A 16,788-nucleotide genomic window follows, 5' to 3' on the forward strand; every position below is an offset into this window, starting at 1 on the left:
TCCCTGAGTGGCTCGCTATAATCTATTTCAGCTCCATATCATTGCTGACCGATTTAACGCCTTTCACTCCACGGGTCACTCTGACGGCAGTATCAATGTCGGCCTGCGAGCTTACGAAGCCCGACAGCTGTACGACACCCTTATACGTCTCAACGTTGATTTCGGCACTCTTCAGCGTTGATTCATTGAAAATCGCGGCCTTAACCTTGGTGGTGATCACCGTATCGTCGATATACTCACCGGTGCCCGAACGGGATTCGGTAGAGGCGCACCCGACGAACAAGGCCAGCAGCACCGCTATCGCCAGCATCGGGACCAATCCCATTATTCTTTCCATATCTTGCGCTCCTGTTCTCGCCAACACCAGACATCGTGTGGCCCTGGCCGGGCCATGCCCCGGTGGTTGGCTGACCGGGCACTCTCAAGGTTAACGCTGCCCCCCGCATCGAGTCTGTTCGATTGCCAACACAACCCGCCGGCCAGCTTCCCGAATCGGAGCTTTACGGGAACCACCAGCGAGGCAAAAGCCGGGTGATTGCCGGTTGCAGAAACCGGTCATCAATCAGCCAGATCACGCCCCGGTCCTCCGGGGTACGAATCACTCGCCCGGCCGCCTGGGCGACTTTCTGCAGGCCGGGAATCTGATAGGTATAGTCGTAGCCGGCACCGAATCGCTGCTCGAGACGGGCCTTGAGGATTTCATGCCAGGCATCGAAGGGCGGCAGGCCGAGAGTGGCCACAAAGGCGCCGATCAATTGATCGCCAGGCAGGTCGATGCCCTCGCTGAACACGCCGCCCAGAACCGCAAAAGCAACACGCCCCTCAGGCTCCTGAAAGCCCGCCAGGAACTCCGCCCGCTGCTGCGGACTCATCCCGGGCTGCTGGGTACGCTGGGGAATGTCCGGCGCCTCTTTGGCAAGGGTCTCACTGACCGCCCGTGCATACTTGAAGCTGCTGAAAAACGCCAGGTAGTGACCAGGCCGTTCGCGGAATTGCCGGGCGATAAGGTCCGCGATGGGCTGTAGGGAGGCCTCCCGGTGATTCTGACGGGTGCTGATGCCCGGCGTGAAATGCACCTGTAACTGGTCAGCGCTGAACGGGCTGGGCAGGGACGTGAAGCGGGCATCCTCTGGCATACCCAGCAGGTCCCGATAATAGACGCCAGGACTCAATGTGGCAGAGAACAACAGGACCGATTGCGCCGCCTCGAACCGCTCCCGCAGAAAATCCGCCGGTATCAGGTTCTGGATGGTGAGGCTCGCCCGGCCCCGGCCAGTGCGCTGGAATTCGCACAGGGAATGATCACCGAAGGACTCCGCCAGCTTCATGAAGGCCACGCTTTCAAACAGCAGTTCCTGCAGGGCGAGGTCCGGCGGATTGTCCGTCAGGTAATCAGTGAGGTTGGAGACCAAGGCTTGCAGCGCCCCCAGCAGTTGCGAAGGCAGGGTTTCCAGAAACATCGAGGTGTCGTCGTCGGTCTGATGATCCCGGATCAGGCTCTGCCAGGCCCGGCCAGTCCGATCAATTGCCGCCTTCAACGGTCTCGGGGCGATCTTTTTGACCTTCAGCAATCGTTGCTGTTCCAGCCGCACGGAATACATGCCCCGGCCCCGGTCCACCAGGTTGTGGGCTTCATCCACCAGCACGCTGGTCTTCCAGTTGTTCTGGCGAATCAGGCCGTGGAGCAGGGCGGACTGGTCAAACAGCCGGTTCACATCGCCAATCACCACATCACACCAGCGCGCCATCTCCTGGGCGAGAAAATAGGGGCAAATGCCGTGACCTGCGGCGATCTTCGCCAAAGTTGCCTGATCGAGCGTACCGGTGGTCTGTGCAGCCTCGGCCCGGGCATCCGGCAGGCGGTCGAAAAAGCCTTTCGCCAGCGGGCAGGAATCGCCGTGGCAGGCCTTGTCCGGGTGCTCGCAGGCATCGTCTTTCGATACCAGCTCCAGAGTTCGCAGCGGCCAACGTGGCAGATTCTGAGCGGTCCGCAGGCGGGCCACCGCATCCATGGCCAACTGGCGGGCGGTATTGCGACAGGTAAGGTAAACCAGTCGGTCCTGTTGCGCCGCCGGCATGGCCATCAGGGCCGGAAACAGGGTGCCGAGGGTTTTTCCCAGACCAGTGGGAGCCTCCAGCAATAAAGTGCCGGACTTTACCGAATTCTTGTACACCGTTTCCGCCAACTGGCGTTGCCGGGGCCTGAATTCGGCAAAGGGAAACGTCAATTCGGATAACAGGGCATCCCGCAGCGCCCGATGATGGGCTTCCTGCTCGGCCCAGGCCTTGTACTGCCGGCACAGACCTTCAAGCTCCTGCCAGAGCTCATCCGCTGTGGCGGTTTCCATCACCGGGGTTTCCTTGTCCTTGCCGGTGTCGTAGTAGATCAACGCCAGTTCCAGTTTCTTGCGGTTCTCCTGCCGGCACAGCAGGGCACCGTAGGCTCTGAGCTGGGCGCGGTGGAGCGCGCGCTGGTGCTCGCGAATACGGGACAAATCGCCCCGGTGGGTCTTGATCTCCTCCAGCCGGCCCTTGTGCGGATTGTAAACATCCGCTCGCCCAGAGAGCACTAATCCCAGACACTCCCCGGTCAGTAAGTACTCGCTTTTGTAGCCATAGCCCCGCCGGGACTGAATGGCCTGATGGCCGGCAATGCCCTCTTCGGCACTGGGTGCCGGCGTGTAGCGGAAATCCAGATCACCGTGGCGAGCAGCGAACTCACAAAGGGTACGGACAGCAACCTTCATCCGCTGTCCTCATCTGCCTGCCAGCGCACGTAACAGACACTGGCGGGCATGCCCTCCCGGGCAAAGAAAGCCAGCCAGCGCCGCTGGTGATCCTGCAGCCGGTCGCCGGGCCCCTTCACTTCGATCATCTCGTAACACAGCTCCGCACCGGCGGCCTCGGGGCGAAACCGTATCAGGTCCGGGAAGCCGCTGCGATGCTCCTTCAGGTTGTGCAACAGGCGCTCAAACAACCGCTCCAGGTGAGGCGCCGGAATACAGTCCATGGCCATGATTAGCAGGTCTTCCGACATTACCGGCCAGACCACGAAAGGATTGGCAATACCCTGCTTCTCCTGCCAAGCCTCGAGGATGCGTTGCCGGTAATCGCCCTCCCGCAACCGCGCAAAACACCGGTCGAAGTCATGCTGACGCCGGACCACGAAGTCTTCCCGCGTCAGATCCGCCGGGCCCACGTGAAAAGGATGGAAGAACGCGCCGGGAATGGCCGCGAAAATGGTGTCCCAGCACAGCAGCCCGAACAGCCCATTGATCAGGGTGTTTTCCACATAGAACACCGGAGCCTCATCGGTTCCCAGATATTCCAGGGCGGCCAGTTCCACCGGACCGGTATCGGGTTTTGGCACGGTCACGGTAAATTCGCGGATTGGCGGCGGTGTATCCACCACCGGCGGTGCCTCACCCATTTTCGGCGCCAGCCGTTTCAGGATACGCGCCAGCCCCTGGGCCTCGGCATCGCTGAGATCCCGGGTGTGCCACTGGCGGGCAATGTCCCAGGCTTCCCCGAAACGTTTCAGGCGCTCCAGCAACCGCAACTGTTTCAGCCGCGCCTCCCGGTGGTGACTGGCCGCCAGCACTTCCAGCGCCAGTTCCCGCTCGCCCTGCTGCTCCGCCTGCCGGCCCAGCTCCAGCAGCAACCGCTCCCGCCGACTGGTCAGCCAGGGATTATCGGTGGTGCCCGGTACATCCGGCCACACCTCGATGGCGGGCACGCCCTCGTCCAAGCGCTCACGGCAGTGGTGCATCTGCAGGTAGCAATCCACATCCGCCCGCTGATGAAAGGCCCGGGAATCGGTGGAGAAGGTCACCTGCTCATATTGTTGATAACCCAGTTCCACCAGCACGAAATCAGTCCAGCTCTGGCGAAGGTTGCCGAAGAACATCAAACGGATGCGGTCAAACAGAGGCATATCCTGTAGCCGAACCACTGCCGGAACCTCATCACCAACCCATTCCTCCGGACGTTGCGGGTCCGGGAAATGTTCAGCCAGCACTTCACGCATTCGGGCTTTAGGCAGGGTTCTCGGTAGATTCCGCTCAACCAGCCACTCGGCAAACACTGGTCGGAGCTCCGCCAGGGTAAACAGCCGAAACAGGTCATCAATGCCAAGCAGAGGGGACAACTCCAGCCAGTTGCTGTCGCTCAGTTCGACCAAGGCGTCAGCCACGGATCCCGGTAGTTCCGGATAGTTCAGCTTATCTACCCGAAACAACTCGCCAGTACGCATCACCATGCGCGTCAGCAGTCCCCGCGCGGCGGTAGATAGCTCGAAGAAATTACCTAAACGGGATTGCTCATCGGCGGTCAGTAGATCCCCGTGGTGACTGGTCACCCACGACACGACTGTGTCCATGTTCCTCAAGTAATACAGGGGATCTTCAAGGTCCGCCGTCTGGGGGCGTTGGCCTTTTAATTCGGTGGTCATACTGTTCCAGGGAACCTTATTGAGGGACCGCAACTACCTTAGCCTGCACGCGATCGAGCGGGTAAGATCTTCCAAAATCGTGCGGAGCCATGGATGGCGGAGCCGAGCGTACAGGGACGTATTCACAGCGTATTTTGGAAGATCTTACCCGCTCGGTCGCAGTCCACCCAACTCTACGATGACCAAGAACAAGCCTCAAATCCCCAGATCCGCCGGCTGCATCTGTACACCACCGATTTTCCATTCGTCTTCGACCTGTACCATCCGGTAAAAAACATCCCAGCGCTTGCCTTCCGGTCCTTTCAGACGCACCACCTGAATCTCGAAATCACCATGCGGCACCCGTCTCATAAATTCAATGGCGTTTGCCCGGTGAACCGCAGGGTACGCCTGCTTCACCATCGCCATAAACACATCGGAGCTGCCGAAGCGACGTTTTATGCCATCCGACGCCACCCTCCAGGCTGCTTCATCATCGTCGTTGGCGAACGCTTCTATCTGCTTCAATATGGTGGCCTGGATGGCGGAATCCTTGTCATCCGCATGGGGCGAAACCGGTACCATAAAAACCAGCACTGCAATCAACAACAACGCCGGAGGTCCGGACCGGGCACGAATCATGGACGAGATCATAAGCGGCGTCCTTCAAAGGGAACCCTACTACCAGCTTACGCCATTCTTTGGTTGGCGGATGGGTTTTCGAGAAATTTCACCCGGGTTTGCGCTACTCTGTAGTCGCCACGTTTACCCGGACCCCAAAAGAGCAGGTATGCCCGAGACAAACGCCATCGAACCCGGCTTTCACGCCATCCACGCCAACCATCTGGAAGACCTGCGCCGTGCCGTGGTGTACATCTGCCGGCAGAACCCCATGCCGCCGCTGCAGAGCGAAACCTTTCTGGTACAGAGTAACGGTATTGCCCAGTGGCTGAAGCTGGCGCTGGCGGAGAAGCGCACGGATGACGGTGTCGAGGGCGGGCTCGGCATTGCCGCCGGCATGGACTTCCTGTTCCCGGCCCGTTTCATCTGGCAGGCCTACCGGGCGGTACTGCCAGACGGGGAAGTGCCGGAGCAGTCTCCTTTCGACAAACGCCGGCTGGTATGGCGGCTGTACCGGCTGCTGCCGGAACTGGTGGGGCAGGATGAGGCGTTCACCCCGCTGGCCCGGTTTCTGGAAGGCACCGACCCGGATCTGCGGAATTTCCAGCTGGCCGAAAAAGTGGCGGACCTGTTCGACCAATACCAGGTGTTCCGCGCCGACTGGCTGGCCGCCTGGGAGCAGGGCAAAGATGTGATCATCACCGCCCGGGGCGAAGAAAAAGCCCTGGACCCGGAAACCCGCTGGCAACCGTTACTCTGGCGCAAGCTGGTGGAAGACGTGGGCGAAGCCTCCGATACCAGCCGCTCGCAAATCCATACCCGGTTTATGGAACAGGGCCAGCACATTCACACCCCGGCCAATCCGGTCCGGCTGCCCAGACGCATTGTGGTGTTCGGCGTGTCGTCACTGCCCCGACAGGCGCTGGAAGCCCTGTACGTTCTCAGTCGCTTCAGCCAGGTGGTGCTGTGCGTTCACAATCCCTGCCAGTTCTACTGGGCGGATATCATCAGCGACCGGGAACTGCTGAAAGCCGAACGCAAGCGGGGCGCGGCCCACCCGGTGTTGTCACAGATTGACGATCCGGATCAGCTGCACCAGCACGCCAACCCGCTATTGGCAGCCTGGGGCAAGCAGGGCCGGGACTATATCCGTCTGCTGGATGAATTCGACAACCCGGACGACTACCGCGGCAGCTTCCAGACCCCGGACCAGAAGATCGATATTTTTTCGGAACACGGTGCCGGCGAGAAGCCCCGCCTGCTGCACCAGTTGCAGAACGATATCCACAACCTGACCCCGCTGCAGGAAATCCGCGAGCAGCAGCGGCAGCTGGATCTGACCCACGACCATTCCCTGGTGTTCCACGATGCCCACGGCCCCCAGCGGGAAGTGGAAATCCTGCACGACCAGCTGTTGGCTGCATTCAATGCTGATCCCGACCTGCGACCCCGGGATGTCATCGTGATGGTGCCGGATATCAACGTCTATGCGGCCCATATCCAGGCCGTGTTCGGCCGTTACCAGCCCGGCCGCAAGCGCCATATACCCTTTACCATTTCCGATCAGGGCCAGCGTCACCACGAACCGGTGCTGATTGCCCTGGAAACCCTGATGTCGCTGCCCCGCAGCCGCTTCGGCGTGAGTGAGATCATCAGCCTGCTGGAAGTGCCCGGCATCCGTGACCGTTTTGCCATCAGCGAAGACGAGATTCCCCTGGCCCGGCGCTGGGTGGAAGGCGCCAACATCCGCTGGGGCCTGCACGGCAGGCACCGGGAAAGCCTGGACCTGCCAGCGGACCTGGAGCGCAACACCTGGCAATCCGGCCTGCGGGCCATGCTGCTGGGTTACGGTATGGGCGAGGACGAACCCTGGGCCGGGGTGGAACCGTATGGCGAGATCGGCGGCCTGCAGGCGAGCCTAGCCGGGCGACTGAGTGAATTCGTGCATCAGTTGGAAAGCCTGTGGCAGGCGCTGCAAACCATCCGTACCCCAGACGAATGGGAAACCCTGTTCTCGGACATGCTGGGGCAGTTTTTCCACAAGGTCGAGGGCAGCGACCTGTTATTACTCAACCGCTTCCGCCGCCAGCTGGAACAGTGGCTGGACGACGCGCTGGCAGCGGGGCTGCAAGATCAGCAGCTGCCCCTGAACATCGTCAAGGATGTGCTGCTGGAAGGCCTGGACGAAGGCAGCCTGAACCAGCGCTTCCTGGCCGGCAAGGTGAACTTCGCCACCCTGATGCCGATGCGGGCCATTCCCTTCCGCAAGGTGTGCCTGCTGGGCATGAACGATGGCGACTATCCCCGCTCCCGGCCGCCGGTGGATTTCGACCTGATGGCCCAGGATTATCGGCCAGGGGACCGCTCCCGCCGGGAAGACGACCGCTACCTGTTCCTGGAAGCGCTATTGTCGGCCCGGGAACAGCTGTACATCAGCTGGGTGGGGCGCAGCATCAAGGACGATTCCGAGCGGCCACCGTCGGTGCTGGTGGGACAGCTTCAGGACCATCTCGATAGCCTGTGGACAGTGGCAGGCGCCCCCGATGCAAAAGTCACCAAAGCCCTGACCACCCAGCACCCGCTGCAACCCTTTAGCCGGGACTACTTCCCGCAAGCCAATGGTCTGGAGGAAGGCGAGGGCAGCCCGCCGAAGCCGCTGGCCGAGGTGCTTCGGGCCCGCAACCTGTTCACCTACGAACGGGAATGGCGCAGCGCCCATGGCGTTGAGGCGGCAGAACAGGCGCAGGATGCGCTGCAGTACCAGGTCCCGGAAGAACCCATCACCCTGAACGATCTGGTCAGCTTCCTGAAAAAGCCCATCGACACCTTCTACCAGCGCCGCCTGCAGGTGCGTTTTGACGATGTGGAAGACGAAGACACCGACAACGAAAACTTCGACCTGAACGGCCTGGAGCGCTGGCGCCTGGACAACGAACTGATTCAGGAAAGCCTGCTGAAAGCCGGCACCGAGGAAGAACTGTACGAACGGCTGGAAACCACCCTGAACCGCATGGCCCGTCGGGGCGATCTGGGTATGGGCGTGACCGAACACCGGCTGCGCTCCGAGCTGTCCGGACGTTTGCCGGATCTGTTCGAACGTTACCGGAACGCTCTGGCCGAATGGCCAGAGGCGGTGGCCGAGCCATTGGCCTTAGATTACCGGTTTGAAAATGCCATGGGTTCGGTGGAAGTGGTGGACCTGATCGACAGCCTGCGCTGCAACCCCGAGGGCCAGTTGTGCCGTCTGGTGGTCGCCAGTTCCGGCCTGCTGACCGGTTCCGGTTACAGCAAGAAAGTACGCTACGCCAACCTGATGCGGGACTGGGTGACTCACCTGGCCGGTCAGCTCAGCGGTCAGCCCTTCGAAACCCTGATTCTGGGCAAGGAAGAAGGCCGCAAGTTCCGCTTTACCCCGATGGCGCCGGAACAGGCGAAGCAGCATTTCCATGCGATCCTCAGCCGCTGGATGGACGCCACCACCCGGGCACTGCCGATTCACTGCGAAGCCGGCTTTGCCTGGATCACCAGCTTCTACCAGAGCAAGAAATTCCTGGGCGACCACGAACGGGCGATCAGTGATGCGGAGCAGGCCTACAGCACAGCCCTGGAAAGGGACACGGGCTACCTGCGGGGGGCGTTCGAGAATGCAGAATTACTGCTTGCCAGCGGTGAATTCGAAGCCCTCTTGCATGAACTCTATGTCCCCCTGTGGGAGGCAGAGCAGGGCAAGTCTGCCGCAGAGCAGATCGGGAGCATGGAATGACTGACCAGATGAACAACCGCAATCCGAATCTGAACCCGTTAACCCTGCCCCTGAACGGCAGCGCCCTGATCGAAGCCAGTGCCGGTACCGGCAAAACCTTCACCATCGCCATCCTCTATGTGCGCCTGGTGCTGGGCCATGGCCAGCCATCCGACAGCCCGCTGCAAAACCTGCTGCCGCCCAACCTGCTGGTGGTGACCTTTACCGATGCCGCCACCAAGGAACTGCGGGACCGGATCCGTACCCGCCTGACCCAGGCCGCCGAGGTGTTTTCCGATACCCCGGACGAAGCCGATCCACCGGCGGAAACGGCGCTGATCTACCAGCTACGCAACGAAAGCTATCCGGACCCGGCCACCTGGCCGGAATGCCGCAAGAAACTCCTGCTGGCCGCGGAATGGATGGACGAGGCCGCCGTCTCCACCATCCACGCCTGGTGTAACCGCATGCTCAGCGAGCACGCGTTCGACAGCGGCAGCCTGTTCAAGCTCACCCTGGAAACCGACCAGAGCGAGCTACTGGATGAAGTGGCCCGGGATTACTGGCGCACGTTTGTTTACCCGCTGCCACCGGCACTGATGGACGAAGCTCTGAGCCACTGGAAAACCCCGGCTGACCTGCGCAAGGCCGTGCGCAACCTGATTGATGACCCGGAGAGCCTGGGCACACCGCCGGAAAACGTGCACCAGGCCATCAACCAGGTGGTGAGCGAGCGCCTGGAACGATCGCAGGAACTGAAGGCGAACCCCTGGGCTCAGTGGCAGGGGGAAGTGATCGACCTGCTGAACGAGCTGAACAAGAGCAAACGGCTCCATGGCGGCAGCAAGAACGCCATGGTGAAAACCTGGGACACTCTGATTGCCTGGACCGAATCCGAGGACCTGCTGCCGGAAGGCCTCGATAAGGCCGGGTTCAGGAACCAGACCCCCGAGGGCCTGGACAATATTCTGAAAGGGGATGACTCCGCCCCCCATCACCCGGCCTTCGAGGCTATCGAAGAGCTGATGGCATTCAGCCAGAACCCGCCCAGCGCCAAATCCGACATCCTGCGCCACGCCAGCCACTGGATCGCCGAACGGCTGGAATCGGAAAAACAGAAGCGCTCGGAAATGGGCTTTGATGACCTGCTCACCCGCCTGGACGACGCCCTGCACGGCCCCCGGGGCGACCAGCTGGCCGCCACCATCCGCCGCCAGTTCCCGGTGGCGCTGATTGACGAATTCCAGGACACCGACCCGGTGCAGTACCGCATCTTCAACCGGGTCTATAACGTGGCCGGCAGCGACCCGGACACCTGCCTGCTGATGATCGGTGACCCGAAACAGGCCATCTACGGCTTCCGCGGCGCGGATATCCACACCTATCTGCAGGCCCGCCAGGGCGTACAACAAAGCACCTACACCCTGGGCAGGAACTTCCGTTCCGCCAAACCCATGGTGGCTGCGGTAAACCGGGTGTTCGAACACAGCGACCAGCACAGCCGCGACGGCGCCTTCCTGTTTGGCAAGGGCAACAGCTCGCCGCTGCCGTTCCAGGGGGTGGATGCCAACGGCACCAAACGACTGTGGTCAGTCAACGGCGAACGGCAGCCCAGCCTGGTGTTCTGGACCCACGAATCCGATGAAGAGGGCAAAGACGGCAACCCGAAAGGCCTGGCCAAAGGCGCGGCTACGGTCGATGTGGCCGAGACCTGCGCCAGCGAAATCGCCCGCCTGCTGACCCAGGGTCAGGCCGGACAAGCCGGTTTTTCCCTAACGGACACCCCGGATGATCTGGATCCGGTCACGCCAAAAGACATCGCCATTCTGGTCAACAACCGCAACGAAGCCGGCGCGGTGCGGGACGCGCTCGGTCGCCGTCGTATCAAGAGCGTGTACCTGTCGGACCGGGATTCGGTACTGACGTCTCAGGAAGCCAAAGAAATGCTGTGCTGGCTGCGGGCCTTTGCCGAGCCCCGGCAGTTGGCCTACATCCGCGCGGCCCTGGCCACACCGACACTGGGGCAGTCCTGGCAGGCCATGAATCTGTTACTCACCGATGAGATCGCCCTGGAGCGGGAAATCGAACGCTTTATGGGTTACCAACAGCAGTGGCAGAAACAGGGTGTGCTGCCGATGCTGCGCAGCTTCCTGATGGATTTCCAGGTGCCCGGCCGGTTGCTACAACGGGCCGATGGTGAACGGCGGCTGACCGACATTCTGCACATCGCCGAACTGCTGCAGCAGGACAGCCTGCAACTGGACGGTGAACACGCCCTGGTCCATCACTACACCCAGGTCCTGCGGGCGGCGGACGAGGAAGACGAACACCGCACCCTGCGCCTGGAAAGCGATGCCGGGCTGGTAAAAGTGATTACCGTGCACAAATCCAAGGGTCTGGAATACCCGCTGGTGTTCCTGCCTTTCGGCACCGCTTACCGCGCCCAGAGTGAAAAGCAGGCCTTTGTGCGCTACCACGATGATCAGGGCTCACTGATCACTGTGTTCGACCCGACCCCCGAAGACGTCGCCAAAGCCGATCAGGAACGACTGGGTGAAGACATCCGCAAACTTTACGTGGCCCTGACTCGAGCCCGCTTCGCCACCTGGGTGGGTGCTGCCGCCATCGACAACTGGCAACAAAGCGGCCTGGGGTACCTGGTCACCGGCGAAGCGGAGAGCCTAATCCCGGATTGCCTGAGCAGGCTCGCCGAAGGCGGACCGGAAATCACCGTGACCCCGCTGCCGGAAGCGGACCAGACCCAATACACCGAGCAGGCTCCCGAAGCCCTTGGCCCGGCGCTGGTTTCTACCCGGGAGGCAAAAGAGGATTGGTGGATTGCCAGCTACTCCTCCATCGAATACACCGGCATGACCGGCACCGGAATCGCCTTCACGGGCGAAGTGGAAGACGCCCAGACCCAGAACCTGCTGGAAGAAAGCGCCCAGGATGAAGGGGAAGAAACCGTGCCAACGCTGGACACCCGCAACCACCACAACTTTCCCAAAGGCGCCGGCCCCGGCACCTTCCTGCACGATTTGCTGGAATGGTGCAGCCAACAGGGCTTCCAGCGGGTTGTGGATAACCCCACCATGCTGCGGGAACAACTCACCCGCCGGTGCAGCACCCGGGGCTGGAATGACTGGGTAGCACCACTGGAGCAATGGCTGCTGGCGCTGATCACCCGGCCCCTGCGGCTGGATCGCTCCGGCAGCGAATCCGTCAGCCTGGGTGAGCTGGCTACCCTGCGCCCGGAGCTGGAGTTCTGGTTCGAAAGCCGCAACGTCAGTATCACAAAGCTCGATCAGCTGGTTACCCGGAACACCCTGAATTGCGCTGACCGGCCCCGGGTGGAGGAGAACCACTTCAACGGCATGCTCAAAGGCTTTATTGATCTGGTGTTCGAACACAACGGGCAGTATTACGTGCTGGACTACAAATCCAATACCCTGGGCGAGAACGACAACGCCTACACCGATCAGGCCATGGGCGACGCCATTCTCGACAAACGTTACGACCTGCAATACGTACTCTACCTGCTGGCCCTGCACCGCCTGCTGAAAGCGCGGCTGCCGGATTACGATTACGACCGCCATATCGGCGGTGCCGTCTATCTGTTCCTGCGCGGGGTAAATTCAGCGACTGGAGGCGCCTTCACCGACAAACCACCGAGGGCACTGATCGAACAACTGGATGCCCTGTTTGATGGCGAGTCCGTATCAGGGGAGGTGGCCGCATGAGCCGGACCCGCAAATCCGAAAACCAGATCGCCCTGGACCTGGGGGATGACCTGCCGACGTCAGCCCCGCAGCAGCAAAGCCCTACACCGGCCGTCGATACTGCCGGCCTGTTGGCGAGCCTGGAGCAAACCGAAGCCCTGCTGGACCAGTGGCAACAGGCGGAATGGATTCGCCCCCTGGATGTGGGTTTTGCCCGACTGATCCGCGAACTCTCGGAAGAGCAGGGCGAGTGCCCGAATCCACTGATCCTGCTGCTGGCGGCCCTGACCTCCCATCAGGTGGGCCGGGGCCATGTTTGCATAGATCTGGCCAACCTGCTGGCCGATGCCGGCAACACCCTGTCGCTGCCACCGGAAGAGCCGGTTCGCGACACGCTCACTGAATCCGAAGCAGCGGAACTCAACCATCTGAAACCCGCGGATGTGCTGGCTCGCATCACCCTTTCCGAATGTCAGTCAGCTCTGAACGCCTCTAATGCCGTTAGTGATGGCTCACTTACACCGCCATTGGTCTTGAACGGAACCCGGCTGTACCTGCGCCGTTTCTGGCGATACGAACAGCGTATTGCTGAAGGCATTTTGCAGCGCCTTGCCCTGCCGTCGCCCCTGACAAACCCCGACGCCGGCCCGGCCCGAACTCTGTCCAAAGCCCTTGGCCAACTGTTCCGGTCAGCGGAAGCGGTGGATTACCAGAAACTCGCCTGCGCCCTCGCTGCCCGTAACCGCTTTGCGGTTATTACCGGTGGCCCCGGTACCGGCAAGACCACTACCGTGGTCAACCTGCTGGCAGCGTTGCAGGCCGTAGCGGGAGAATCTCCGGAGCGGGGCGGCCGCAAATACCGTATCCGTCTGGCGGCGCCCACGGGCAAGGCTGCTGCGCGCCTGAATGAATCCATTGGCGGCGCGGTCAGTCGTTTACCACTGGACCAGTTGCCGGGCAACGTGCAACTCGAAGACATTCCCGCCAAAGTCACCACCCTGCACCGCCTGCTCGGCAGCCGGCCGGATACCCGCAAGTTCCGCCATAACCGGGACAACCCGCTGCTGGTAGATATTCTGGTGATCGACGAAGCCTCCATGGTGGACGTGGACCTGATGGCCTCGGTGATTGACGCCCTGCCCGCCAACGCCCAGCTGATCCTGCTGGGGGACAAGGACCAACTGGCCTCGGTGGATGCCGGTGCGGTGCTCGGGGAGTTGTGCCAGCGGGCTCTGGACGCCCACTACACCGAGGAAACCGGCCAGTGGTTGCAGGCGATAACCGCAGATCCGGTCCCGCACGCGCTGATCGACCCGGACGGCCAGGCCCTGGACCAGGCCGTGGCCATGCTGCGCAAGAGTTACCGGTTCCAGGAAGACAGCGGCATTCGCCGGCTTGCCGAAGCGGTGAACACCAGCACCCTGGATGCCAGCGTGTTACGGCAGAGCCGCGATGGCGTGTTCGACGACGTTATCTGGCTCAACGGTCACCAACCGAAACCGGAACTGGAAGAGTCCCTGGCGCTGATCTGCCGCCATGCCGTATCCGGCACGCCGGAGGCGTTCCGCAATGCCGGTCAGGGTCGAGTAGTGAAGGATCAGCCGCTGCCGCCCCCGGTCGGTTACCGGTGTTATCTGGAAAGGATGAACCATCACGGCCTGACCGACAGCAGTTCTCGCGAAGACTGGGACGCCCTGGCGGTTGATGTCCTGGAGGCCTTCAATGATTTCCAGGTACTCTGCGCCCTGCGCAAGGGCCCCTGGGGTGTGGAAGGGCTCAACGACCGGATCGCCCGGCACCTGCTGGCCGAGAAACTGATTCCCCGGGCCGAAGGCTGGTACCCCGGCCGGCCGGTGCTCATCACCGGTAACGACTACAACCTGGGCCTGATGAACGGGGATATCGGCATTGCCTTCAACGTGCCCTGGGACCGAACCGAATCCGGTGAGCCCAAATACACCCTGCGGGTCGCCTTCCCCAGTGGAGACAGCAGCGGCGGCATTCGCTGGATCTCTCCCAGCCGGCTGCAGCAACTGGAAACCGTGTACGCCATGACCGTGCACAAGTCCCAGGGCTCGGAGTTCAACCATACCTGCCTGGTACTGCCGGACCGGCTCAGCCCGGTAATGACCAAGGAGCTGATCTACACTGGCATTACCCGCGCCAGAAACTGGTTCAGCCTGATTACCGGCGATGCCCAGGTGCTGAAGGACAGTGTGGGGCAGCAGGTGGTCCGGGCCTCCGGGCTGGCGCTGAGGCTTGCTGATAACGAGCCCCCGGGACGCCAGTAAGCGGAGGGCCCTGCCAAAACACGCTCCTTCGGCACATCCATGTGACGCTCGGGCTCCGCCATCCCTGGCTCCGCACGGTTTTGGCAGGGCCCTCCGCTTACTGGCTCAACTGGGAGTTATCATCGCTCCGATGCTGCTGCTCCCACAGATGTGCATAGCGGCCACCCCGGGCCAACAGGTCGTTGTGGTGGCCGCTTTCCACAATCCGGCCGCCATCCATTACCAGAATGGCGTCGGCATCCCGCACCGTGGAAAGGCGGTGGGCGATGACCAGCGTCGTCCGCTGCTGGCTGACTTCCTTCAACGCCCCCAGAATGGCCTGCTCGGACAGCGAATCCAGTGACGACGTGGCCTCGTCCAGAATCAGCAGCGGCGGGTTCTTCAGAATCACCCGGGCAATGGCCACCCGCTGCTTTTCGCCACCGGACAGTTTCAGCCCGCGTTCACCGACCCGGGTCTCGTAGCCATCGGGCAGGCTGTGGATAAAGTCTTCCAGATGCGCCATACGCGCCGCTTGGTACACCTCTTCCTCGCTGGCCTCCGGTCGGCCATAGGCCAGGTTGCGATAAAGCGTATCGTTGAACAGCACCGTATCCTGGGGCACCACGCCGATGGCGGCGCGCAGGCTGTCCTGGGTGACGTTGCGGATGTCCTGACCATCGATGGTAATAGCGCCCTTATCCACATCAAAGAAACGGAACAGCAACCGGGCGAGGGTAGACTTGCCGGCACCGCTGGCGCCGACCACGGCCACGGTATGGCCCGCCGGAATGGAAAAATCCACGTCCTGCAGAATCGGTCGGTCCGGGCGATAAGCAAAATGGACGTGGCGGAAGCGAACCTCTCCGTTATCCACAGCCAGCGCCCTGGCATCCGGAGCGTCCTCAATGCCCGGCTGGTTACCCAGCAGCCCGAACAGACGCTCCACATTCACCAGCGCCTGACGGATTTCCCGGTAGACAAACCCCAGAGCGTTTAGGGGGATAAACAGTTGCAACAGGTAGGCGTTGATCATGGTGAAGTCACCCAGGGTGATCTCGCCGCTGGCCACTTCCCGCACCGCCATGGCCATAATCACGATCATTGCCAGGCCGATGATCAGCGCCTGACCCGAGTTCAGGGCCGCCAGTGACAACCGGTTTTTCAGACGGGCCTTTTCCCAGTCTTCCAGATCCCGGTCATACAGTTGAGCCTCAAAGTTCTCGTTATTGAAATACTTCACCGTCTCGTAGTTAAGCAGACTGTCCACTGCACGGGAATTGGACTGGTTGTCGCGGGCATTGGCTTCCCGTACGAACTTGGTCCGCCACTCGGTAATTTTGATGGAGAAGACCACGTAAACGACCACCGACACCAGAATCGCCAGCACGTAGCCCACATTGAACACCACCAGCAGAATCCCTGCGACCAGCAGGATTTCCAGAATGGTGGGCACTATGTTGAACAGGGTGAAACGCAGCAGGAAACTGATACCGTTGGTGCCGCGCTCGATATCCCGGGCCAGGCCACCGGTCTTGCGGTCCAGATGAAAGGCCAGTTCCCGATTGTGCAGATGTTCAAAAACCCGCAAGGACACCCGCCGCATGGCCCGCTCCGCCACTCGCGCGAAGACGGCGTCCCGCAGTTCACTGAACAGGGTGCTGCCAAAGCGGAGCAGGCCGTAAGCCACCACCAGCAGGACCGGAATCCACAACAGCAATTCGCCGCCCCGGTTCTGGTCCAGGTAATCGACAATGTATTTCAGTGCCACCGGCGTCGCCACGGTGGCCAGCTTGGAGATCACCAGAAAGCCCAGGGCCAGGAATACACGGCCACGGAATTCCGCCAAATAGGGCCAGAGACCGGCTATTACCTTCCAGTCCGGTTTGTGGTCAGCGGGGTAGTCGTTGTCGGCGTAGGCGCGCACTTGGTCTTCCTTTGGCTTCGGAGTCGTCGAGCGTGCGGGGTGGAACGGCCTGCCAGGACACGCTGTAAATACGTCCCTGT

General features: G+C 61.5%; 8 protein-coding genes. 3 read left to right on the forward strand and 5 right to left on the reverse strand.

The features are described 5' to 3' along the window. Positions 1 to 22: 22 nt before the first annotated feature. The 4 genes from ACJO5Y_RS20795 to ACJO5Y_RS20810 form a co-directional block, all read right to left on the reverse strand. Entirely contained in the window at positions 23 to 325 is a 303-nt protein-coding gene (locus ACJO5Y_RS20795; RefSeq protein WP_406989853.1) for a BON domain-containing protein, read from the reverse strand. Positions 326 to 500: 175 nt separating this feature from the next. Continuing rightward, a complete protein-coding gene (locus ACJO5Y_RS20800) occupies positions 501 to 2,747 on the reverse strand; it encodes a helicase C-terminal domain-containing protein (RefSeq protein ID WP_406989854.1) in 2,247 nt (748 codons plus the stop codon). Further along, positions 2,744 to 4,450, reverse strand: coding sequence for a VRR-NUC domain-containing protein (locus ACJO5Y_RS20805; RefSeq protein WP_406989856.1), 1,707 nt, complete (start codon positions 4,448 to 4,450; stop codon positions 2,744 to 2,746). The genes ACJO5Y_RS20800 and ACJO5Y_RS20805 overlap by 4 nt, the downstream gene beginning before the upstream one ends. 195 nt (positions 4,451 to 4,645) lie before the next feature. Further along, positions 4,646 to 5,083 (reverse strand): DUF4864 domain-containing protein, encoded by a 438-nt coding sequence (locus tag ACJO5Y_RS20810; RefSeq protein ID WP_406989857.1) that lies wholly within the window; start codon positions 5,081 to 5,083, stop codon positions 4,646 to 4,648. 136 nt (positions 5,084 to 5,219) lie between these two features. Here ACJO5Y_RS20810 and recC point away from each other — a divergent pair, with 136 nt between their 5' ends. Genes recC through recD form a run of 3 tightly spaced genes read left to right on the forward strand, consistent with a single transcriptional unit; the run spans position 5,220 to position 14,802 of the window. Beyond that, a complete protein-coding gene (gene recC, locus ACJO5Y_RS20815) occupies positions 5,220 to 8,813 on the forward strand; it encodes an exodeoxyribonuclease V subunit gamma (RefSeq protein WP_406989859.1) in 3,594 nt (1,197 codons plus the stop codon). Then, on the forward strand, positions 8,810 to 12,532 hold the full coding sequence (recB, locus tag ACJO5Y_RS20820; protein ID WP_406989860.1) for an exodeoxyribonuclease V subunit beta: 3,723 nt from the start codon (positions 8,810 to 8,812) through the stop codon (positions 12,530 to 12,532). The genes recC and recB overlap by 4 nt, the downstream gene beginning before the upstream one ends. Further along, positions 12,529 to 14,802 carry an exodeoxyribonuclease V subunit alpha gene (gene recD / locus ACJO5Y_RS20825; protein WP_406989861.1) on the forward strand — a complete coding sequence of 758 codons (2,274 nt, stop codon included), beginning with the start codon at positions 12,529 to 12,531 and terminating at the stop codon, positions 14,800 to 14,802. The genes recB and recD overlap by 4 nt, the downstream gene beginning before the upstream one ends. A 97-nt stretch (positions 14,803 to 14,899) precedes the next feature. On the opposite strand, the gene ACJO5Y_RS20830 is transcribed toward recD, so the two are convergent. Further along, on the reverse strand, positions 14,900 to 16,708 hold the full coding sequence (locus tag ACJO5Y_RS20830; RefSeq protein ID WP_406989865.1) for an ABCB family ABC transporter ATP-binding protein/permease: 1,809 nt from the start codon (positions 16,706 to 16,708) through the stop codon (positions 14,900 to 14,902). Positions 16,709 to 16,788 lie beyond the last annotated feature (80 nt).

Source organism: Marinobacter alkalisoli, from assembly GCF_045449855.1.
Classification (GTDB): Bacteria; Pseudomonadota; Gammaproteobacteria; order Pseudomonadales; family Oleiphilaceae; genus Marinobacter.

What these genes read in the sequence shown, in the direction of transcription:
- recD (WP_406989861.1), top strand. Translation starts at nt 12,529, where the DNA reads ATGAGCCGGACCCGCAAATCCGAAAACCAGATCGCCCTGGACCTGGGG.
- recC (WP_406989859.1), top strand. Translation starts at nt 5,220, where the DNA reads ATGCCCGAGACAAACGCCATCGAACCCGGCTTTCACGCCATCCACGCC.
- ACJO5Y_RS20795 (WP_406989853.1), bottom strand. Translation starts at nt 325, where the DNA reads ATGGGATTGGTCCCGATGCTGGCGATAGCGGTGCTGCTGGCCTTGTTC.
- ACJO5Y_RS20810 (WP_406989857.1), bottom strand. Translation starts at nt 5,083, where the DNA reads ATGATCTCGTCCATGATTCGTGCCCGGTCCGGACCTCCGGCGTTGTTG.
- recB (WP_406989860.1), top strand. Translation starts at nt 8,810, where the DNA reads ATGACTGACCAGATGAACAACCGCAATCCGAATCTGAACCCGTTAACC.
- ACJO5Y_RS20805 (WP_406989856.1), bottom strand. Translation starts at nt 4,450, where the DNA reads ATGACCACCGAATTAAAAGGCCAACGCCCCCAGACGGCGGACCTTGAA.
- ACJO5Y_RS20800 (WP_406989854.1), bottom strand. Translation starts at nt 2,747, where the DNA reads ATGAAGGTTGCTGTCCGTACCCTTTGTGAGTTCGCTGCTCGCCACGGT.